We start from the raw sequence: 21,062 nt of genomic DNA, 5'->3' as shown, positions 1-21,062 counted from the left end.
CGGCAGAGCGCGCTTCTATATAGTGGCAAAATAATATCAACTATAAATAATTTGCCAGCAGGGCTGCATTCACACCGTTGGGCGCTCCGTGCTGGTTGACGAATCGCGCACTTGAGAATGTCCATGCCTAATCGCTCTCTGCACTTCAAGCTGTTCTGGACGGCCCTGATCGGGACCGTCGTCGTCATGGCGCTGCTGTTGGGCTCCATCGCCTATATCGCTTATGGCTCCTCCGTCAAAGAAACCGCCGCGCTGGTCGACACGGTCGTCAAGGCCAATGCCAAGGAAGTGGAAGTCGAACTGGGTGTCGGTTTTACCGTCGCCGAATCGCTGGCCAGTGTCGCAACGGCCATGCAGCAACAGCACGTTGATCGCAAGACCGCCGATGCCGTGACCCGCCAACTGTTTGAAGCCAATCCGCAACTTTTGGGCCTGGGGCAGTATTGGGAAACCAACGCCTTCGATGGCAAGGACAGCGAATTCGCCAACCAGCCGAATCACGACGCCACCGGCCGTTACCTGACCTACTGGAACCGTGCGAGTGGCTCGGTGAAGTCGGAAGCGCTCAGCGGTTATGCCCCGGAAAATGCCGATAACCAATACTACTATCAGCCGCTGCACAGCCGTCAGCCGTGGGCTTCCGAACCGTTTGCCTACAGCACGGGCAGCGGCCAGAAAGTCATGATGGTGTCGATCATGGCGCCGCTGTTGCAGGGCGGCAAAGCCCTGGGTGTGGCGGGTGTCGATATCCCGCTTGAAAGCATCAATCGGCAACTGGCGAAAATCGATGCCTACAAAGGTTATGGCGCTCTGGTTTCGAGCAACGGCCTGTACGCCAGCCACCCTGATGCGAAGCGTTTGAGCCAGCCGGCCGACGATTTGCCGACGGCTGCCAAAGAGGCGATCAAGGCCGGTCAGCCGTATGACTTCCAGCGCGATGGCTGGGGTTATGTGCTGCAACCGGTGCGCATCGGCAAAGCACCGAACACCTGGGCGCTGATGGTGGCGTACCCGCTGGCCGAAGCCATGGCGGGCATCAATCAGTTCCTCTGGACCGCGGTCGTCATCGGCCTGGTGGCGCTGTTGGCATTGGCCATCGTGCTCTGGCATTTGCTGGCGTGGCACATTCGTCCGCTGTCCGGCCTGACGGTCGGCATCCAGGCCTGGGGCGGCGAATTGGGCCTGCGATTTGAACAACGCAGCGGCGATGAAACCGGCAAACTGGCGGGCGCGTTCAACCAGTTTATCCAGCGTCTGGGGGATCTGGTGGGGTCGATTCGCCACAGCAGCGGCGCCCTGATGCAGATCTCCAATCACCTGGGCGATACCACTCAGGCCGTTGCCGACCGGGCGACGTCGCAGCACACCGCAACCGAAGAAATGGCCAGCGGCGTCACCGCGCTGGCGCACTCGGTCACCGAGATGTCGCAGCAAGCCGAAGACGTGGAGCAACTGGCGCGCAACACCGAAGAGCTGACCAAGCATATCTCCGGCGATATGAACCAGACCCTGGCCGGGATCACCCACATCGACCAGACCATGGACGACGTTGCCGGCACTGTGGGCGACCTGGAAAAACGCTCGCAGCAGATTGCCGGGATCATCGCGGTGATTCGCAGCATCGCCGACCAGACCAACCTCCTGGCCTTGAACGCTGCAATCGAAGCCGCACGGGCAGGGGAGCAGGGACGCGGATTCGCCGTGGTGGCGGACGAAGTGCGGCAACTGGCAGAACGCACCAGCCGCTCGACCGGTGAAATCGGCGAGATGATCGGCGCCATCGGTTCTGATGTGCGCAACACCGTTGCCAACGTCCAGCAAGTTGGCGAAGCGGTGCGCCTGGGCGTGGTGCAACTGACCACCTCGGCACAAGGTGTCGATCAGATTCGCCAGCATGCCCAGGACATTCTGACGCGCATCAGCGAAGTGGCGCGCCAGACCCAAAGCCAGGCCGCGACCGGTGAGCAATTATCCGTCGCCATCCAGGGTGTCAGCCGGATCTCCGAGCAGAACGATCACGCGATCCGCAGCCTGCTCGATCAGTCGCTGCAATTGCGCGATCAGGCCGGCTCGTTGAACCAGCAACTGACGCAATTCAAGGATTGAGAACTGCCTGCAGGAGGCGGCGGCGAAATCTTGCGTCGTCGCCGCTGGCCACCGGCGCTCAGGCTTTTTCGCACGGACAGTGGCAGTTAATGCGCAGGGTGTTTGATGACAGTATTCTGTCTGCATAACAATCACCGCTGAATTGTGCGAGCGCCAACCCTTGAAGAGTCGAGCATTGCTGGTTGGGGTGGACATGGGCACCTCAAGCACTCGAGTCGTTGTCATGGACGAAAACGGCCGCAACCTGGGCGCCGCCAGTCGGCCCACACGTTTGTTGAATCCTGCGCGTCAGGTGTTCGAACAGAACCCTGACGAACTGTATGCCTCGGTCCTGCTGGCGATAAAGGATGCCTTGAGTCAGTCCGACTTCCAGCTCGCGGACGTTAGCGGCCTGGCGATTTGCGGACAGATGGCCGGGATTTCCACCATCGGCCGGGACTGGGAGGCGACCACGCCTTATGACTCGTGGCTGGATCTGCGTTGCGCCAGTCAGGTCCCGCGACTGAAGACCTGCGAGCCACAGATCATCCAATGCTCGGGTGGCCCGGTGAGTGCCAATCACGCGGCGAAATGGCTGTATTGGCGCGAGGAGCAACCACACACCTATCGCAAGATCAGCAAGATCATCATGCCGGCCGCGTATGTCGCGGGGCGCATGGCCGACTTGAACAGCGATGCCGCGTTCATGGATTACACCTACCTGGGCTTCAACAGTTTTGCCGACAGCCAGGCGATGCAATGGAACACTTCGCTCATTGAGGCATTCGGCCTTGAGGCCGACCGGCTGCCCATGCTGGTAAAACCCTGGGATCGCATCGGCTCGGTCGGCCCCAGTGCGTCGAGCGTTTGCGGACTGTTGGCCGGCACGCCGATTTATGCCGGCTGTGGGGATATCGCCGCCTCGTTGCTGGGCACCAGGGCCTTCACGCCGGGGCAACTGTTCGACATTGCCGGCACCGGTTCAGTGTTGGCGACGTTGCTCGACCACTATGCGATCGACTCGCAGTACAACACCCTCGCCACGTTCCGGCATTGCATCCCCGAGCTGTTTTATTCGATGGCCTACGTCGGTGGGGCCGGCATCAGCCTCAATCGGTTCGGTCTCGATAGCGTCGAATGCCAACAGCTCGAACAGCGGGCCGCCGCGCCGTTGGCCGAGCGCAATAAATTATTGTTCTTGCCCCATCTCGGCGGGCGCCATGCGCCGTTCGATGCCTCGCTGGCCGGAGCCTTCGTCGGTCTCGACTGGACCCACGACCGCAGCGACCAATACCGGGCGATGCTGGAGTCGATTGCCTACGAATACGCGCGTTTTCTCGGGTGCATGAAGGACATGCAGATCGTTGTCGATCCGGTTGATGTATTCAGTCTGGGTGGCGGGTCCGGCAGCCAGCTGTTTAACCAGATCAAGGCCGATGTGCTGGGCCTGCCTTATCGCAAACCCCCAGCCGCCGAGTACGGTGTGCTCGGCGCAGCCATGTTGGCAGGGCACGGTGCCGGGGTGTTCGCAGATTTGCAGCAGACCGCTACTGATTGGCCGAGTCCGGACGAAACCCTGACCTTGCCCGACGTTTCAAAACAGGCGTTCTATGCCGGCATGCGCAAGGCCTATGAGCGGATGCTGACAAACCTCAAGCCGGTATTTGCCGATCTGCAGGCGGTTTCGCTTCCCTGAGCACGATGGCGTCGGGCGTCGGGCTCAGAATGTGTCGCGACGCGGTGTCGAGGTGCTTGAAGTACTGAACGGCAAACTCGACAAAAGATCTGACCCGTGGCGGCAACTTCTTCCCGCCTTCGGTGAGCAAATGGAACCCCGTGGTGGGGCATTGATAGTCTTCCAGCAGCGGTACCAGCCGCTTGGCCTGAATGTCCTCCGCCACCTCCCAGACCGACTTCCAGATAATTCCCAAGCCTTGAACCGCCCACTGGCGCAGGGTAAAGCCGTCATTGGCCAGCCGGTTGCCCTTGACCTGAATCGTGGTCGGCCCGCCCTTGCTCATGAACTTCCAGCGATCCAGTGCAAAGTCGGCACGCAGTTGCACCAGGCAGTTGTGTTGATGCAGGTCTTCGGGGTGCAGGGGAGTGCCGTGTTGTTCAAGGTACTGCGGCGAACAGCAGACCATTTGCCGGTCCACACCCAGGCTGCGGGCGATCAGCGAGCTGTCCGGCAGGTCGCCGAAACGGATCGCGATGTCCGAGCCGGACTCGACGAAGTCCAGTATCCGGTCAGTGAAAAACAGGCGGATGCTGACATGCGGGTTTTCGCGGATAAACGCATCGACCAATTGGCTGACCCACTGCCGACCCAGGTCGGTCGGGCAGGTCAGGCCGATGGTGCCCAGCAGATCGCTGTGACCGTTTTTGATGACGCTGTCGAGCGCATCAACCTGTTCGAGAATTTTCAGGGCGTTTTCAAACAGCAACTGCCCTTCGGCGGTGGGGCTCAGGCTGCGGGTGTTGCGCTTGAGCAAGCGCAAACCATAGAACTCCTCCATCGCCTTGAGCCGGCCACTCATGGCCGCTGGCGACAGGCCCATTTGTCGTCCGGCGGTTGAAAGTGACCCGGTCTGCACGACCAGGCGAAACATTCGCATGTCCTGTAATCGATCAACCATGGCAGTTCGTCTCGCGGAAGTTTCTTGTTAGTTGTTCATGAAGTATCGGCCGATTATTCAGTTAAAGCCATATTGTCGGCGGCGTTGACAAGTACGGCCATAAACATGAGAGCCCCTTGGGGCGGGCGTTTCAGGGCACTTGTGAAGGTAATTCAAATGAGTTTGTTGTTGGCTTCACCTTTCGGAATAGTTGAAAAGTCAATTTTTTAAAAGTGAATAGAAAATGCTGGGTGATTGTTAATAATGAATGCCTGCGCTTGATGAGTCACAATAAGAAGAGGGTTTATGTATGCGTGTTCAATATCAAGAGGCCGCCCCAGCGATTGATCTGGCCGGCCAATTCAAATTGGCGATGGGTCGCTTCGCCTCCTCCATAACCCTGATCACCACACTCGATGATGACGGCCACCCCCATGGTCTGGCGGCCACCGCTTTTTCTTCGGTGTCGATGGACCCCGCGTCGGCGCTGATTTGCATCAACAGAAGCGCCAGCGCCTCACCCGTGATCAAACGCTCCGGGCTGTTCTGCGTGAACATGCTGCAAAACAACCACGAACCGATCTGCAAGATTTTCAGCCAGCCGGACCTGCGCGAGCAGCGCTTTGTTGCGGGCGAGTGGCAGACCGGCATGCACGGCATTCGTTACCTGGTCGACGCGCAGGCTGCGATCTTTTGCGAAGTGGTGCAGGAGATCGAACACGGCACGCACACCATATTTATCGGCAACGTCATTGATGTGATTACGCAACCTCTGGAAGAGCCGCTTCTGTATATGGGCGGGCGTTACAGGGAACTTGGGATTTAAACAGTCGTTGTGTCTTGCTCGGTCTTATAACAATTAGATAAGAAGTGGATGTGGGTATGAATAATCAGTTGCTGGTGAAATCAAGACTGTCCGGGTCCATTCCCAAGTGGATCGGACTGGACACCAATGTCGCAGGCCCGATGATCGGCCTTTTATTGTTATGCACGGTATTAACAGTCTTCACCGATAGTTTTCTGACGTTGAGTAACCTGCTCAACGTACTGGATCAAGTCACCGTGCTCGGCATCATGGCGCTGGGCATGACGCTGGTGATTCTCATCGGCGGTATCGACCTGTCCGTGGGCGCGGTGCTCGCGGTGGCGATCATGGTCATGAGCTGGCTCGAACAGGTGCTCGGCTTGCCGATGTGGGTCGCCATGCTCGGTGCGATCGCTGCCGGTGCGGCGTGTGGTTCAACCACGGCGTTGATGGTGGTCAGGGCAGGGTTGCCGTCTTTCATTGCGACGCTGGCAATGATGTCCATCGCTCGCGGGCTGGCCTACATGGTTACTGACGGCGCGCAAGTCAGCGGTTTTCCGGAGTGGTTCAGCAACCTCTCGGTGATTCGCTACGGCGGTGTGCTGTCGCTGACCGTGACCTGCTTCATCGTGCTGGCCCTGGTGTTCTGGTTCGTTCTCAAGTTCACCGTCCCCGGCCGCAGCCTGTACGCCATCGGCGGCAGCAGCAAGGTGGCCAAGCTCGCCGGCATCCGCGTCAAGGGCTACACCAGTGCCGTCTACATCATCTCGGGCATTTGCGCCGCGCTGGGCGGAATCATCATGACCTCGCGCCTGGACACAGCCGGAGCGGGCGCCGGTGTCGGTTATGAGCTGGATGTGATCGCGGCGGTGGTCATCGGTGGCGGCAGCCTCAAGGGCGGCGCCGGCAGCGTGGTCGGCACGATTGTCGGCGTACTGATCATCGGCGTTTTGCGCAACGGCTTGAACCTGGCCGGCATCTCTCCCTTCGTCCAGCAAGTGGTCATCGGCGCGGTGATTGCCTTCGCGGTGATGCTCGATCTGCTCAAGCGCAAAGCTGACTGAACCCCTGTGGTCGAACCGTCCAACACACAATAAAAAGGATAAAGACATGAACCTCCACGCATTTTCGCGGCGCTTTCTGTGGCTGCCGCTGTTGACCTGCATGATGTCGGCAGGCGTTCACGCCGAGAGTAAACCGGCGGAACAGATCACTGTCGGGATGTCGATCCCGAGCCTGCAATGGGTGTTCTACCTGATGGTCCGTGACGGCGTCATGGAACAGGCCAAGACCCTGGGTATCAAGAACGTTCTGGTGGCCGACGCACAGGCCGATCCCGCCCGGCAGGTCAGCCAGATTCAGGACATGTTGAGCAAGGGCATCGATGTGCTGCTCTATACCGCCACGGGCAGCGCGGCGTCGGCCGTGCCGGTGCGGCTGGCGCGCCAGCAGGGTGTGCCGGTGATCTGCATCGACAATTTCCCGAAGAACGTCGAATGCGATGCCTACATCTCCACCGATAACCTGGCGGCAGCGGGTGAGCTGGCCCGGCAGATGATCGCGCTGACCGGGGGCAAGGCTGAAATCGGCCTGCTCCAGGGCACCTTGGGCGACTCGACGGAAGTGGCTCGGGCCAAGGGCCTGAACGCGGTGCTGTCCCAGGCGCCGGAGATGAAAATCGTCGACCAGAAACCTACCGACTGGCTACAGGACAACGGCTTCAAAGTTGCCCAGGACATGCTGCAGAAGAACCCGAAGATCAACGTCTTCATCGGCCGTTCCGATGCCCCGGCGCTCGGTGCCGCGCAGGCGGTCAAAGTCGCCAACATCGATCACAAGGTCTGGGTGTTCGGCTACGACGGTTTGCCGTCGGCGCTGGAAGCCATCCGCGACGGCAAGCTGGACATGACCATCACCCAGCAAGCGGTGGAAATGGGCCGTACAGCCTTGCGCACTGCGGTGAATCTGCAACAAGGCAAACCGGTCGAGAAGACCCAGCTGCTGCCGGCCTTCGTCACCACCCGGGAAAACGTCGCGGCTTTCCTTGAGCAACATCCTTGAGATCGGCGAAGGAGGGCACGTCATGAAAGCGATCACCAGCGATCAGGCGCCGCTGTTCAGCGCCTGCAACATCGGAAAATCCTTCAACTCGGTCAAGGTGCTGGAGGACATCAGTCTCGATATCGGTTACGGGGAAGTGGTGGCGCTGCTGGGGGAAAACGGTGCGGGCAAATCGACCTTTTCCTCCATCGTCGCCGGAGCGCTGACGCCGTCCAAAGGCACGATGTTCCTCGCCGGCCAGCCCTATGCACCGACCGGTCCGGGGGCGGCGATTGCCCTGGGGATCAACATGATTCATCAGGAGATCCATCTGCTGCCTGACCTGAGCGTGGCCGAGAACGTTTTCCTCGGCCATCTACCGACCCGGGACGGGATCATCGACCGCAAGCACATGTACCGCGAGACAGAAAAACAGCTGCGTCGCCTGGGCCTCGATATCTCGCCGGACACCCCTGTGCGCCAGTTGAAAATCGCTGCGCAGCAACTGGTGGAGATTGCCCGGGCACTGACGTTCAATTCGCGGCTGCTGATCCTCGACGAACCGACGGCGGCGCTGGGCAAGGAAGAGACCGACCTGTTGTTCAGACAGATCGAGGAGTTGAAGAAAGAGGGCGTTTCTTTCATCTACATCAGCCATCGGATGGAGGAGATTGCCAGGATCGCCGACAAGGTGGTGGTCATGCGCGATGGCCACCTCATTGCTCGCCACGAAACCGGAGCGGCCGATGTCAGCGTTCTGGTGTCGCAGATGGTCGGGCGTTCGATCGAGCGCTTGTTTCCGCAGCTGCCAGCGCCTCGCGAAGAGGTGGTGTTGAATGTCGAACAGCTGTCGGACAAGGCCGGGCGCTTCCACGACATTTCGTTTTCGGTGAAGGCCGGCGAAGTCTTCGGCATCGCGGGCATCGTCGGCGCCGGCCGCACGGAGCTGGTTCAGGCGATTGCCGGGTTGAGTGCGGTGAATCACGGCAAGGTGATGCTGGGTGACCGGCACCTGCCGGCCAACAACGTGCTGGCGGCGATCCGTGCCGGCGTGGTGTTGATTCCCGAGGACCGCAAGTCCGAAGGTGTGGTGCTGAGCCAGACCATTGCCGAAAACCTTGCCTACTGCAATCTCGACAGCCTGAGCTCCTGCGGCGTCATGGCCAATCAGCGGGTACTGGCGTTTGCCCAGGAGCGCATTGCGACACTGGGGATCAAGGGCCTGGCGGAACAGATGCTCGACAAGTTGTCGGGCGGCAATCAGCAGAAAGTGGTCATCGCAAAATGGATCGCGCGCAACCCGAAAGTGATCATTCTCGATGAGCCGACCCGGGGCATCGACATGGGCGCGCGAGCGGCGATTTACGAGTTGATCATCGAACTGTCGAAGACCGGCGTGTCGGTGATTGTAGTGAGCTCTGACCTTGAAGAAGTCATCGGTTTGTCCCATCGGGTGATGGTCATGGCGCGCGGTTGTTCCCAAGGGATTTTGCACCGACCGCAGATCGCGCCCGACACCATCATGACCCTGGCCACCGCTTGATAACGGGCTGTCACTGAGGAGTTCCATCATGTCTACCCCGTATCAACCGCTACCTTACCGGCCCTTTGCCGAGTTGCTCGACTTGCGCGGTAAAACCGCCGTCGTCACCGGCGGTGGCAGTGGCATCGGGTTCGCCATCAGCCAACGGCTGGCCGAAGCCGGGGCCAACGTGCTGATCGGCAGCCTGGCGCCGGAGCGTTGCCATGAACTGATCGAAGCCGGTTTTGCCGTTTCGTTCCTGGCCACCGACGTCTGTCGTCCCGCTGACATCCAGGGCCTGGCAGACACCGCCATCGAGCGTTACGGCCGCCTCGATATCTGGATCAACAACGCGGGTGTTTATCCGCTCAAGGCCGTTGACGACATTGATCCGGGTTTCTGGGATGAACTCCACGCCATCAATACGCGTGCGGTGTTTCTGGGGGCGCAGGCCGCTCAACGGCAGATGCGCAAGCAGGCGAGTGCCGGGGCGATCGTCAATCTGTCGTCGATTTGCGGTCACCGACCGATGGCCAATCACTGCACCTACGACGCGTCAAAAGGCGCTGTGCTGGCGATGACGCGAAGCCTGGCCAAGGACCTGAGCGCCTTCAACATTCGCGTCAACTCGGTATCCCCCGGGCTGACGGCAACGCCAGGCAATCTGGAGCCGGAGCTGCTGGCGCAACACCGACAGAACAACGTGTTGAACAACATTGCACTGGGGCGGCCGGCAGAGCCCTTCGAGATCGCCAATGCGGTGCTGTTTCTGGTGTCGCCGCTGGCCTCCTACGTGACGGGTATCGATCTGTTGGTGGACGGCGGCTGGTTGCTGCACGGCAGTTGAAGAGGCGCGGCTGATTGCGCTTGCTCAAGCCGATCGCCGCGAAAAATTGAACGCATCCCTTGAACGTTGCGACTTGCAGCGCCGGCACTGGCACGCCTGCAAAACGAGCGCACGTCCTGAAAGCGGTGTGCTGCGCATAGAAATCAAGCAGCGCACCGATCACTGAAAACAGCAGGAGAACGACATGAAACTTGCCATGTTCATGCAGCCCCTTCATCACAAGGGCTGGGATTATCACGAGATGTACGACCAAGATATTGCCTGCGCCGTCCACGCCGACGCCGTCGGTTTTGATGAGCTTTGGGTCGGCGAGCACACCTCGCAACGCACGGAGCCGGTGACCAATGCCCTGCAATTCATGTCCGCCCTGATTCCGCTGACCCGGCGCATGAAGTTGTGCACCGGGGTGCTGAACCTGCCGCATCATTTTCCGGCGCGGATTGCCGCCGACGCCGCGATGTTCGATCACATGTCCAAGGGCCGTTTCATCATGGGCATCGGCCCGGGTGGCCTGGCCTCGGATTTCGAGGTGTTCGGCAGCAACGGCAAGGACCGTGGGCAGATGATGGTCGAATGCTACGAGATGATCCGCGCCATCTGGAGCTCAAGCGCCCCTTACGAGTTTTCCTCGGAGCACTTCCAGGTCAGCCTCAAGGGTTCGGTGAATCACGAGCTGGAAATCGGCTACATGCCGACGCCGTTCCAGAAGCCGTTCCCACGGGTTGCAACCACGGCCATGAGCCCGTTTTCCGGAACGGCGAAACTGGCCGGGGCCAAAGACTGGGACCTGATGTCGGCCAACTTCAACCCGACGGCGACCGTGGCCTCGCATTGGCTGGCTTACTGCCAGGGCGCCGAAAGTGCCGGGATCAAGGCCGATGCGAACAACTGGCGCGTGGCCCGTTCGGTGTTCGTCGCCGACTCCCAGGCCCAGGCCGAAGACTACCTGGCGCAAGAGAGCTGCACCCTGCGCCGTTACTTCGATTACATGATCGATAACCTGTCTTCCAACAACTACACCAAGATCTTCAAGACCCGCCCCGACATGACCGACGCGGAAGTGACGGTCGATCACTGCATCAAGGAAATGGTGATTTACGGCGACGTGAATTCCGTGACCGAACAACTGGTCGCGTTCAGTGAGCAGACCGGGCCATTCGGCACCTTGATGACCGCCTTCCACGAGTGGGATGACGAAGCACTGTGGCGGCGCTCGATGGAGCTGACGGCGCAGCAGGTCATGCCCCGTCTGAACGACTACATGACACCGCGTTTGAAAGCGCAGTAATCGCCTTGTCGCGATTGCGTGCGTGTGTACGGCCACGTCCCGGATGTGGCCGCAACTTTGGTAATGCGCCTGGACACTACACATGACTGATTTGACAAGACAGGACCTGCGCGAAGGTGATCGCGCGTTCGAACTGACCGCCACTGAACTGGCTCGCCTGCGGGAAAAAGCCCAGTTCATTCGCCTGGAAACCATCCGGCTGATCGAGATCGCCAAGGTCGGTCACTACACCTCGGTTTTTTCCGCCGCCGAGTTGTTCGCCGCGCTGTATTACGACGTGATGGACCTGCGGTTTGGCGAACCGAAATGGCCTGATCGCGATCGCTTCATGATGGGCAAGGGGCATGCGGCGGTCGGCCTGTTTCCGGTGCTGGTGGAGTGGGGCTTCTTTGCGAAAGAGATCCTCGATAACTACACGCGCCTCGGCAACCCGCTGGGCGATCACCCCGACATGCGCAAAGTGCCGGGCGTGGATTTCTCCTCCGGTTCCATCGGGCACGCCTTGTCCGGCGGCCTGGGCATGGCATTGGCCGGGCGCATGCTCGGCAAGTCGTTCACCACCTACGTGATGCTCGGCGACGGTGAAATGCAGGAAGGGCAGGTCTGGGAAGCGGCTCTGGGAGCGGCTCACCATAAAGTCCACAACCTGGTGGCGATCATCGACCGTAACGGCTACCAGCTCGACGGCAATGTCGACGACGTCATCGGCATCGAACCGCTGGCGGACAAATGGATCGCCTTCGGTTGGGAAACCCACGTGGTCGACGGGCATGACCTGGCGGCGGTCACCCGTCTGTTGCGTCGCCTCAAGGCCGATACCACTCGCACGCAGCCGGTCTGCATCATCGCCAACACGGTGAAAGGCAAGGGCGTTTCCTACATGGAAACCGAGCCCGGCTGGCACCTCGGTTATCTCGATCCGGAAGATGCGCAACGTGCTATCGACGAAATCAAAAGCAAGGTGATTTAACTCATGAATACCGCACCTCTGTCGAACAACTCCTGGCAGTACCGGGAACTGAACAGCCAGACACCCAGCTTGAATGCCTTGTCCGATGCACTGATCGAACTGGTCGAGCAGGGCGAGCCGATTGTCGCCGGCACCGCTGACTTGCAGTACTCCAACGGCCTGTCGAAATTCGCGCAGCTGCACCCGGAGCGCTTCGTGCAGTTCGGGATTTCCGAGCAAAACATGGTGTCGGCGGCAGCCGGCATGGCGGCGGTGGGCATGAAGCCGTTTGTGGCGACGTTTGCCTCGTTTCTGCCGTTGCTGTGCTGCGAGCAGATCCGTATGGACGTGGCGTACTCCGCGTTGCCGGTACGTTTGATCGGTCACCATGCGGGGATTTCCCTGGGCTTTTATGGCACTTCGCACCACGCCACTGAAGACCTGGCGATCATGCGTTCGATTGCCGACATCACAGTGGTCGCCCCGGCGGACGGCAATCAGCTCAAGGCGGCCATTCTGGCGTCGGCCAACTACCCGCAACCGATCTATTTCCGCATTCAGCGCGGGCGTGATCCGGTGGTGTATGACACCGTTCCGGACTTTGTCTTCGGCAAAGCCACTGTGCACTTGACGGGCGATGAACTGACGATCATTGCCACCGGCTCCACGGTTCACCCGGCCCTTGAAGCGGCTCGGGCGTTGAATGCTGCGGGGCGTTCGGTGGGGGTGATCGACATGACGACCATCAAGCCGCTGGACCGTGAGGCGGTGCTGACTGCGGCGCGCAATAGCCGGGCGATTCTGACGGTGGAAGAGCACAACATCATCGGCGGGTTGGGTGGGGCGGTGTGTGAGGTGATTGCGGAGGAGGGCGTTGGGGTCAAAGTGCGGCGGCATGGCATTTACGACGAGTACAGCCTGATTGCGCCGCCGACTCATCTTTACCGGCATTACCGGCTTGATGCGGCCGGGATTGAAAGTGTGGCGCTGGAAGTGCTGGGTTGATTGCGGTTTTTTGCTGACTGATTGAGGCGGCTTATGGTGAGGTCGCCTACAGTTTTTTCCCTTTGGGCGTTATGGGCCTGTACGTGTGACCGGGGTGTTCATTGACGAGCGCGCTGGTTGCACGTTTTTTTTTGGCTTGGTGTTTGTGTACATATCCGTTTTTGCGGTAACGGCCGCTAATGGTTTCGCTTTTACAGCGAGTCACTTGGAAGAGCCCCAAGTAACCAAGGGCTTTTGCCCCTTTCGTTCGGTGGCTCGCTAAGGCTCGCCATGCCCTCGCTCCGGTCCTGCTCCGTGGGCCCGCCGCGATCGGCCATCCCTGGCCGTGCGCGGCTAACCCGGCATCCATGCCGGGTTGCCCACTGCGCAGAACCTGCGCTCGGCCTCTCGAGGGGGCGTGTACCTCAAGATCAAAAGCGGAAGGCGAGCTAACGCTCGGCCTGATGAGTGGTGAAAATCAAAAGCACACTCGATTCCCTGTAGGAGCGAGGCTTGCCCGCGAAAAACGACCGGACAACGCGTTCATTCAGACAGCCCGCGTTATCGTTGACGTCCATCGCCAGCAAGCTGGCTCCTACAAGGGGGAATGCGTATGCGTTTGGATAAATACGATCAACTGTAGGAGCCGGCTTGCCGGCGATAGCGTCTGTCCAGCCAATACATACGTTGACTGATCCACCGCTATCGCCAGCAAGCCGGCTCCTACAGGAAATCCGTAACGTGCGCGCCTTTCGAGGGGGGACGATTACGGCAACAGCAATGCGAGGTGGCCTGCCAGCCGATCTGGCTCTTCAACCGTACGTACACTCCCGTACTGTGGTGGCCACACTAATTTCGGACATTTACGCGTTCCCCCTGTAGGAGCCGGCTTGCTGGCGATAGCGTCTGTCCTGCCGATTCATACGTTGGCTGACCCACCGCTATCGCCAGCAAGCCGGCTCCTACAGGGAATCGCGTTTGCTTTCGCTTCTCACCACTCATCAGGCCGAGCGTTAGCTCGCCTTCAGCTTTTGATCTGAGCGCCCCCTCGAGAGGCCGAGTGGAGGTTCTGCGCAGTGGGCAACCCGGCAAGGATGCCGGGTTAGCCGCCCCCGGCCATGGATGGCCGATGGCGGCGGGCCCACGGAGCAGGACCGGAGCGAGGGTATGCCGAGCCTTAGCGAGGCACCGAACGAAAGGGGCAAGAGCGCTTGGTTACTTGGCGCTCTTCCAAGTGACTCGCCGTAAGGGCGAAACCACCAGCCGCCGTTACCGAAGAAACGGATATATACACAACTAAAAGCATCACAACATAAAGCGAACAATCACCACTGCACACCGCTAGTCTCGATCCACTGCTGAATCGACTCCCGCTTCGGCGCCCAGCCCAGCAACACACGAGCATTGACCGCACGCACACGGCTATTCGAACCAATGGCAAAACGCGCCCAATCCCCCAGCTCAGCAATCGCCTCATCCGCCGGCCAGCTCTGAATCGCCCCGCCAAAACCCAACGACTTGCTGATCGACGTCGCAATCTCGATAAACGAAGCCTCGCCATTCTCGGCAAAGAACAACGAAGCAGAAGGCGCCTTCTCGATAGCCAGACGATACAACTCCGCCAGGTCCTCGATGTGCACGTTGGACCAGCGATGCACCCCGGCCCCCATATAAGCTCCCGCGCCATACTTGCGCGATTGAGCGAACAGTTTCGGCAGTTGATCGCTTTTCGCCGGCACGCCCAACGTCTCGCCATAAATCATGGTCGGGCAGAACACGATGCTGCGAATACCCAGCTCAACGCCGGCATTACGCACCAGCTGATTGATCTCGACCCGGTCCTTGCGGATGTCCATCGGTGTGAACGGCGTTTCATCGGTGAAGATATCCGGGCGTTCATAGGCGCCACGAGCATCATCACCGACCACGCTCGAACCGGAGGTGTGCAGCAGCACTTTTCCGCTGCCGCTCAGGGCGCTGATAAACGTTTCCACCGAAGCACGATGGTCGGAGTTGGCGGCGTTGACCACTGCGTCGGCAGCGCGCGCCTGTTCGCTGAGAATATAAGCGTCATCGAGGGTGCCGAGTACCGGGGTGATGCCCAGTGCCTGCAACGCTGCGCGGTGTTCAGGGTTACGCACCAGGCCGCTGACTTCATGGCCCGCATCCACCAGGTATTTGGCCACGGAACCGCCGATGTAACCGGTCACGCCGGTAACGAAAATTTTCAATGGATTATCTCCCTTGCATCTTTGAGTTATGCCCGGCCTCGCATTAAATGGAAGGCGCAGGTATTCCTGGTCAAGGAATCCGGTCACGATACGATCCACTCCGTATATGAGCTAGACTGCTGGAACTACAAGTATCTGTGAATCAAGTTCATGCTAACGATCAAAGACATCAACCGCTCCGGCGAGATGGAAGTGTTCACCCGGGTCGTCAACGCAGGCACATTCTCTGAAGCCGCACGACGCCTGGACATGTCGCCCTCGGCGGTCAGCAAACTGATTGCGCGACTTGAGGCGCGCTTGGGTGCGCGCTTGTTGCATCGTTCGACGCGGCGTCTGGAACTCACGGCGGAAGGCGAGCGGTTCAACAACGAATGCCTGCGGATTCTTGAACTGATCGATTCCGCCGAGCGAGATATCGCCAACGTGACCCGGCCCAGCGGGCTGATTCAGGTCAACGCCAACTTGCCGTTCGGTCTGCATTGCCTGTTGCCGCTGCTGCCGGATTTTCTTGCGGCCTACCCGGACATCACGCTGAACGTCGAGCTGACCGACACCGTGGTGGACTTGCTGGAGCGCCGCGCGGACGTCGCGATCCGCACCGGCCCGATGAGAGAGTCGAGCCTGGTCCAGCGCCGTTTGGGTGAAAGCCGCAAGATCACCGTGGCCTCACCGGGTTACCTCGCCCGCTGGGGGCAGCCGAAAACCCTGGAGGAGTTGCAGCGGCATAACCGCCTCAGTTTTGGTTTTCATCGCCATTCCCAGGCCTGGGTTTTTCGCGGCGCTGACGGTCAACGCATCGAGATCGAGCCCAAGGGCAATGTCCTGCTCAGTGACGGCGAGAGCATGCGTCAGTCGGCGCTGGCCGGATTGGGGATTGCCCGGCTGGCGAATTTCCACATCAGCGCCGACATCGAAGCGGGGCGTCTGGTACCGGTGCTGGAGGCATTCGACAGTGGTGAAACCGAGGCGATTCACGCCGTGTTCATCGGCCCGGGACAGCAATTGCCCCATCGCGTACGGGTGTTCATTGATTTCCTGCTGGAGCGAATCGGGCCGCAGTTGACCTCGCCCTGATTGCAACACAACCCCGCGGTTTCGGTTTTTTGCTGAATCAGTCTTCAGCAACCCTTGAAAGTCTTCACGCCAGGCCTGGGGCATGATTGTCCGTATAACAACAAACCAGGGCTGTTCATGGACTATCAACTGACTGGAAAAACCGCGCTGATCACCGGCGGCGCGACGGGGATCGGCAAGGCCATCGCCCAGCGTTTCATCCTTGAAGGCGCCAACGTGGTCATCAGCGGGCTGTTGGCGGAAGAGGTCGACGCAGCCGTCGCAGAACTGGGTGAACGCAGCAAAGGCCTGGTGGCAGACTTGACCCAGGAAGGCGCGGCGGAACGTCTGGTGGCCTTGGCCCTTGAGTCCGGGCCGATCGATTTCCTGATCAACAATGTCGGCATCTTCGAGGTCCGGGACTTTTTCGAAACGGACGACGCCCAGTGGTTTCATTACTTCAACGTCAATGTCATGAGCGGTGTGCGCATGACGCGGCTGGTCATGAAGCAGATGCTCGAACGCGGGCACGGTTCGATTGTGTTTATCAGCAGTGAATCCGCGGTCAAGCCACAGCCGTGGATGGTTCATTACGGTGCGATGAAAACCTGCCTGCTGGGGATTTCCAGAGCGTTGGCCGAACTCACCAAAGGCACCGCCGTGCGGGTCAACTCGATCCTGCCGGGGCCGACCTACACCGAGGCGGTCAAGCGTTACCACCGCGAAATCGCTGCCGAGAAAGGCATCACCCCGCAGCAGGTGGTCCACGATTACTTTGACGATACCGAACCGACGTCGTTGATCCGGCGCATGATCGAGCCTGAAGAAGTGGCCTGCAGCGTGCTGCACCTGGCGGCGTCACCGGCGCTCAATGGCATGGCCATGCGCGTCGAGGGCGGCACCATTCGCTCGATTCTATAAGGGGTCGCATCCCTGCGAACCGGTACACGTTAAAGCAGCGGAATGCTGTAGCTCACGATCAAACGGTTCTGATCCTGATCACGGCTCGCTTCGCTGTTGGACTTGCCGTTGCGCCAGCCAAACCCGACACCTTTGAGCGCGCCGGATTGAATCGTGTAGTCCAGGCCGAAATCCCGTTCCCATTCCTTTTGGGTGTCGCCGGTGACGGTCTTGATGTTATCGCCGCGGAGGTAGATGACCGAAGCCTTCAAACCGGGCACACCCACACCGGCAAAGTCATACGCATACTGACCGAAAGACGTGCGTTCGCCCGCACGGGTGAAGGTCTGGATCAGGCGATCGGTGTACAGGTAGAGGCTGGCGCCGCCGGCACCTTTATCGGGCAGGTTGCCCTGGCTGAGCTGGGTGAAGTTGCTGCCGCTGGAGACGCTTTGATAACCGGCGGTGAGTGCATGGGCACCGACGGTGTAGATCAGTGCGGCGCTCCAGGTCCGGTTGTCGATTTCGCCATCGGCGCCTTCGGTGTAGCCGCTGATTCGGTAGCCTGACGTGCCTGAGCTGTTAGCGCCCGACGAATCGGTCTTGAAGTAGCGCAGGTCGGTTTTCAGCGATTGATTGTCCGAGATCGCCAGCGTGTGCAACAGGCCGAAAAACTGCTGGGTGTAATAGTTATCGAGGTTGGCGTAGTAATACTGGGCGGTCAGGTCCTTGGTGATTTTCCAGTCGCCGCCAGCGAAGTCGAAGGCGTTGCTTTCACGGGTGCCGCCGGTGGCCGCCAGGCCTGTCCGGTCGCTTGAGCCACGGCCCGTTGCATGTTCGATGCGGCCACCCGTGAGGGTCAGGTCCTTGAACTCGCTTGAAGTGATCTGGCCGCCGTCGAATGTCTGTGGCAGCAGGCGCCCGTCGTTGGACACCAGGATCGGCAGTTTCGGCATCAGCGTGCCCAGGCGCAGCTCGGTTTTCGAGACCTTGACCTTGCCGGTCAACCCCAGCCGGCTCCATTCATCGACCGCGCTGTTGTCGCTGTCCGACGGAATCATGCTGCTGCCGACGTGGCGTCCTTTGCCGCTGTCCAGCGTGATCCCCATCAGCCCGAGCGCATCGACACCAAAGCCGACCATGCCGTCGGTGTAACCCGACTTGAAGTCGAGCATGAAACCCTGCGCCCATTCCTCGGTTTTCGACGGCGCGGCCGGGCCGTCGCGGTTGTCGTTGTTGAAGTAGAAATTCCTCATCCCCAGGGTTGCCTTGCTGTCACTCAGGAAGTCGGCGTGGGCCTGGGTGCTCAGTGCAATGGCGCCCAGCGCCAGGGTTACAACGGTGTTCTTGTTGCTCATGTAAATCGCCCCTTTTTTTTGTAGTTTTTGAATTCAGGAGGGTGGCTCCCGCCGTGACAGGCGGGAGCGTGATGCCTGGATCAGATACCCAGCACGTTGGCGCCGATGCATGGGTCAATGCCGCGCTCAAGGCGACGCTGGTGAACGATCACGGTGATTTCCATCGAGCCGGTGGTGACTTCGAAGTCGAGGATGTGGCCGCCATACGCCTGGAACGTGGCGTCACCGGCCACGCCGTGCATATGGATCGAAGGCTGTTCGTTTTTCCAGGCGACCGAGCCGGTGATGCTCGCCATCTCGACACCGTTCAAGAGCTTGGCGTCGAAGTCCTTCTTGTCCTTGTTCCAGAAACCGAACTTGACGTTGCCGAAGCCGATACCGGTGATGGACGCGCTGGGGATCTTCTCGGCGATGGCCAGTTTGGTCAGCTCCTTGAACGCGTTGTCGCCCGTGCGCAGGACCATGAGGTAACCGGTGGGGGTTTTGGTGTAGCGCGGTGTGGCTTCAGTGGGGCATTGCATGGGCGCGGTCGTCGCGGTGGGAGTGGTTTCGGCAAAGGCCAATTGAGCACCTGCAATGTTGATCATCACGGCGGCGGACACGGCCAACATCAATTTGCACAGGCGTTGTTTCTGGTGACGTTGAACTTGCATGAGACTTCCTCTGTTTTTGTTGTTGTGTGGGTGTTGCGGTTTTCTGGACGAGCGAATCCGACGCCTGTAGTTCAACAGGCGCGGAAGTTGTCGCTAAACGTGGTTGTTAGTTGAAGCCGTGTGACTTACAGCGCATCGCGGCTGCTGACGCCGTCAACCAGTCGGGCGATGTCCAGCGGGTTGCTGTTTTTCAGGGCCTCCGGCAACAGGCTGTCGGGGCAATTCTGGTAACACACCGGCCGCAGGAAACGATCGATCGCCAAGGTTCCGACCGAGGTGCCGCGCGCATCCGACGTCGCCGGGTAAGGGCCGCCATGCACCATGGCGTCGCAGACTTCCACGCCAGTGGGATAACCGTTGAACAGCACGCGCCCGACTTTCTGTTCCAGCAGGGCCAGTACATCGCCGAGGGTATCGAGCTCCGAATCCTCGGTAATCAGCGTGGCGGTCAACTGCCCGCGCAAACCGTGCAATGCCTGCATCAATTCGCTGTGGTCGGCGACTTCAACGACGAGGGTGGTCGGGCCGAACACTTCTTCCTGAAGCAGCTCATCGCCATTGATCAGCAGGCTCGCATCGGCCTTGAACACTTGCGGCCGCGCCTGATTGCCCTGTTGCTCGCTGCCGGCCAGGTGCGTAATGCCGGGGTGAGCGCGCAGGTTGTCGAGGCCATGGCAATAGCTTTTCAAGGCGCCGGCGTTGAGCATCGTTTGCGCCGGTTGTTCGCTCATCAATCCGGTAAAACGTTCGAGGAATGCCGTGAATTCCGCCGAACGAATGCCCAGCACCAAACCGGGGTTGGTGCAGAACTGGCCCGCACCCAACACCACGGAAGCGCTCAGCTCGGCGGCGATTTTTTCACCGCGTGCCTTGAGTGCTTCGGGCATCAGCAACACCGGGTTGATGCTGCTCATCTCGGCGAACACCGGGATCGGCTGAGGGCGCGCCGCCGCCATGTCACACAAGGCGCGACCGCCACGCAACGAACCGGTGAAGCCGACCGCCTGAATGGCCGGATGCTTGACCAGCGCCTCACCGACGCTGCCGTAGAGCAGGTTGAACACGCCTGCGGGCATTCCGGTTTTGCGCGCTGCACGGGTGATCGCATCGGCGACGTAATCGGCAGTTGCCATGTGGCCGCTGTGGGCCTTGAACACCACCGGGCAACCGGCGGCGAGGGCGGAAGCGGTGTCGCCGCCGGCAGTGGAGAAGGCCAGCGGAAAGTTGCTGGCGCCGAACACGGCGACCGGACCGAGCCCGGTGCGGTACTGACGCAGGTCGGGACGCGGCAGTGGCTGACGGCCCGGCAGGGCACGGTCGATGCGCGCACCGTAGAAATCACCCCGACGCAGCATCGTGGCGAACAGGCGCATCTGGCCGCTGGTGCGTGCCCGTTCACCTTGAATGCGCCCGGCGGGCAGGGCGGTTTCCTGGCACACCAGGGCGATGAACGTGTCATCCAGCGCATCCAGTTCTGCGGCGATGGCATCGAGGAACCCGGCGCGGCGGGCGGCCGACAGGTTACGGAAAGTCGGGTACGCCGTGGCCGCGGCTTCTGCAGCGGCATTCACTTCCTCGGTTGTCGCCTGATGGAAGCGATAGGGCAGTGCTTCGCCAGTGCTGGCATCGTGGCTTTGCAGGGTGTGCGTGCCGTTGGCCGAGCGCGTGCCGGCGATGTAGTTGTGGCCTGAAACTTCAAACATGTTGGACTCCTGATGAGCTGTTCAAATCG

At 60.2% G+C, this 21,062-nt stretch carries 16 protein-coding genes and 2 pseudogenes; 13 read left to right on the top strand and 5 right to left on the bottom strand.

From position 1 onward, the window contains the following. Nucleotides 1-117: 117 nt before the first annotated feature. From KGA82_RS29420 to KGA82_RS01655, 3 genes and pseudogenes are all read left to right on the top strand, one after another. Nucleotides 118-1,245: pseudogene (locus KGA82_RS29420) on the top strand (cache domain-containing protein); the annotation flags it as partial. A 324-nt stretch (nucleotides 1,246-1,569) separates the two neighbouring features. After that, nucleotides 1,570-2,106: pseudogene (locus tag KGA82_RS29415) on the top strand (methyl-accepting chemotaxis protein); the annotation flags it as partial. A 187-nt stretch (nucleotides 2,107-2,293) separates the two neighbouring features. Beyond that, on the top strand, nucleotides 2,294-3,781 hold the full coding sequence (locus KGA82_RS01655; RefSeq protein WP_317851267.1) for a xylulokinase: 1,488 nt from the start codon (nucleotides 2,294-2,296) through the stop codon (nucleotides 3,779-3,781). On the opposite strand, the gene KGA82_RS01650 is transcribed toward KGA82_RS01655, so the two are convergent. Next, complete coding sequence (locus KGA82_RS01650) at nucleotides 3,738-4,721, bottom strand: LysR family transcriptional regulator (RefSeq protein WP_263290607.1); 984 nt, start codon at nucleotides 4,719-4,721, stop codon at nucleotides 3,738-3,740. The two genes, KGA82_RS01655 and KGA82_RS01650, sit on opposite strands and share 44 nt — an antisense overlap. 289 nt (nucleotides 4,722-5,010) lie before the next feature. Between KGA82_RS01650 and KGA82_RS01645 the strand changes: the two genes are divergently transcribed. The 8 genes from KGA82_RS01645 (at nucleotide 5,011) to KGA82_RS01610 (ending at nucleotide 13,156) form a co-directional block, all read left to right on the top strand. Next, nucleotides 5,011-5,526: a flavin reductase family protein gene (locus tag KGA82_RS01645; RefSeq protein WP_223437779.1), complete on the top strand. Its 516-nt coding sequence runs from the start codon at nucleotides 5,011-5,013 to the stop codon at nucleotides 5,524-5,526. A gap of 56 nt (nucleotides 5,527-5,582) precedes the next feature. Further along, nucleotides 5,583-6,569, top strand: coding sequence for an ABC transporter permease (locus KGA82_RS01640; RefSeq protein ID WP_008033226.1), 987 nt, complete (start codon nucleotides 5,583-5,585; stop codon nucleotides 6,567-6,569). A 46-nt stretch (nucleotides 6,570-6,615) separates the two neighbouring features. Beyond that, nucleotides 6,616-7,566, top strand: coding sequence for a sugar ABC transporter substrate-binding protein (locus KGA82_RS01635; protein ID WP_192228388.1), 951 nt, complete (start codon nucleotides 6,616-6,618; stop codon nucleotides 7,564-7,566). 22 nt (nucleotides 7,567-7,588) lie between these two features. Further along, a complete protein-coding gene (locus KGA82_RS01630; RefSeq protein ID WP_008033229.1) occupies nucleotides 7,589-9,088 on the top strand; it encodes a sugar ABC transporter ATP-binding protein in 1,500 nt (499 codons plus the stop codon). A gap of 28 nt (nucleotides 9,089-9,116) precedes the next feature. Further along, entirely contained in the window at nucleotides 9,117-9,914 is a 798-nt protein-coding gene (locus KGA82_RS01625) for an SDR family NAD(P)-dependent oxidoreductase (protein ID WP_192228386.1), read from the top strand. A gap of 184 nt (nucleotides 9,915-10,098) precedes the next feature. Beyond that, on the top strand, nucleotides 10,099-11,202 hold the full coding sequence (locus tag KGA82_RS01620) for an LLM class flavin-dependent oxidoreductase (protein ID WP_223449446.1): 1,104 nt from the start codon (nucleotides 10,099-10,101) through the stop codon (nucleotides 11,200-11,202). Nucleotides 11,203-11,284: 82 nt separating this feature from the next. Beyond that, on the top strand, nucleotides 11,285-12,172 hold the full coding sequence (locus KGA82_RS01615) for a transketolase (protein WP_008042088.1): 888 nt from the start codon (nucleotides 11,285-11,287) through the stop codon (nucleotides 12,170-12,172). Nucleotides 12,173-12,175: 3 nt separating this feature from the next. Continuing rightward, on the top strand, nucleotides 12,176-13,156 hold the full coding sequence (locus KGA82_RS01610) for a transketolase family protein (RefSeq protein WP_192228383.1): 981 nt from the start codon (nucleotides 12,176-12,178) through the stop codon (nucleotides 13,154-13,156). 1,304 nt (nucleotides 13,157-14,460) lie between these two features. On the opposite strand, the gene KGA82_RS01605 is transcribed toward KGA82_RS01610, so the two are convergent. After that, nucleotides 14,461-15,366 carry an NAD-dependent epimerase/dehydratase family protein gene (locus tag KGA82_RS01605; RefSeq protein WP_008035828.1) on the bottom strand — a complete coding sequence of 302 codons (906 nt, stop codon included), beginning with the start codon at nucleotides 15,364-15,366 and terminating at the stop codon, nucleotides 14,461-14,463. Nucleotides 15,367-15,516: 150 nt separating this feature from the next. Here KGA82_RS01605 and KGA82_RS01600 point away from each other — a divergent pair, with 150 nt between their 5' ends. Then, the gene (locus KGA82_RS01600) at nucleotides 15,517-16,440 is read left to right on the top strand and encodes a LysR family transcriptional regulator (protein ID WP_008043103.1); all 924 of its coding nucleotides are present in this window, start codon (nucleotides 15,517-15,519) and stop codon (nucleotides 16,438-16,440) included. A 117-nt stretch (nucleotides 16,441-16,557) separates the two neighbouring features. Continuing rightward, nucleotides 16,558-17,340: an SDR family NAD(P)-dependent oxidoreductase gene (locus KGA82_RS01595; protein ID WP_008043101.1), complete on the top strand. Its 783-nt coding sequence runs from the start codon at nucleotides 16,558-16,560 to the stop codon at nucleotides 17,338-17,340. A gap of 29 nt (nucleotides 17,341-17,369) precedes the next feature. Here KGA82_RS01595 and KGA82_RS01590 read toward each other — a convergent pair whose 3' ends face one another. The 3 genes from KGA82_RS01590 to KGA82_RS01580 all read right to left on the bottom strand — a co-directional run bounded on the left by KGA82_RS01590 (nucleotide 17,370) and on the right by KGA82_RS01580 (nucleotide 21,033). Then, nucleotides 17,370-18,677, bottom strand: a complete 1,308-nt coding sequence (locus KGA82_RS01590; protein ID WP_223449445.1) for an OprD family porin — start codon at nucleotides 18,675-18,677, stop codon at nucleotides 17,370-17,372. Nucleotides 18,678-18,757: 80 nt separating this feature from the next. Beyond that, nucleotides 18,758-19,330 (bottom strand): PPC domain-containing DNA-binding protein, encoded by a 573-nt coding sequence (locus KGA82_RS01585; RefSeq protein ID WP_223449444.1) that lies wholly within the window; start codon nucleotides 19,328-19,330, stop codon nucleotides 18,758-18,760. A gap of 125 nt (nucleotides 19,331-19,455) precedes the next feature. After that, nucleotides 19,456-21,033, bottom strand: coding sequence for an aldehyde dehydrogenase (NADP(+)) (locus tag KGA82_RS01580; RefSeq protein WP_223449443.1), 1,578 nt, complete (start codon nucleotides 21,031-21,033; stop codon nucleotides 19,456-19,458). Between the last annotated feature and the right edge of the window lie 29 nt (nucleotides 21,034-21,062).

It is taken from the genome of Pseudomonas sp. BF-RE-22, assembly GCF_019956155.1.
Classification (GTDB): Bacteria; Pseudomonadota; Gammaproteobacteria; order Pseudomonadales; family Pseudomonadaceae; genus Aquipseudomonas; species Aquipseudomonas migulae.
This window is presented reverse-complemented; position numbering and strand designations above follow the sequence as displayed.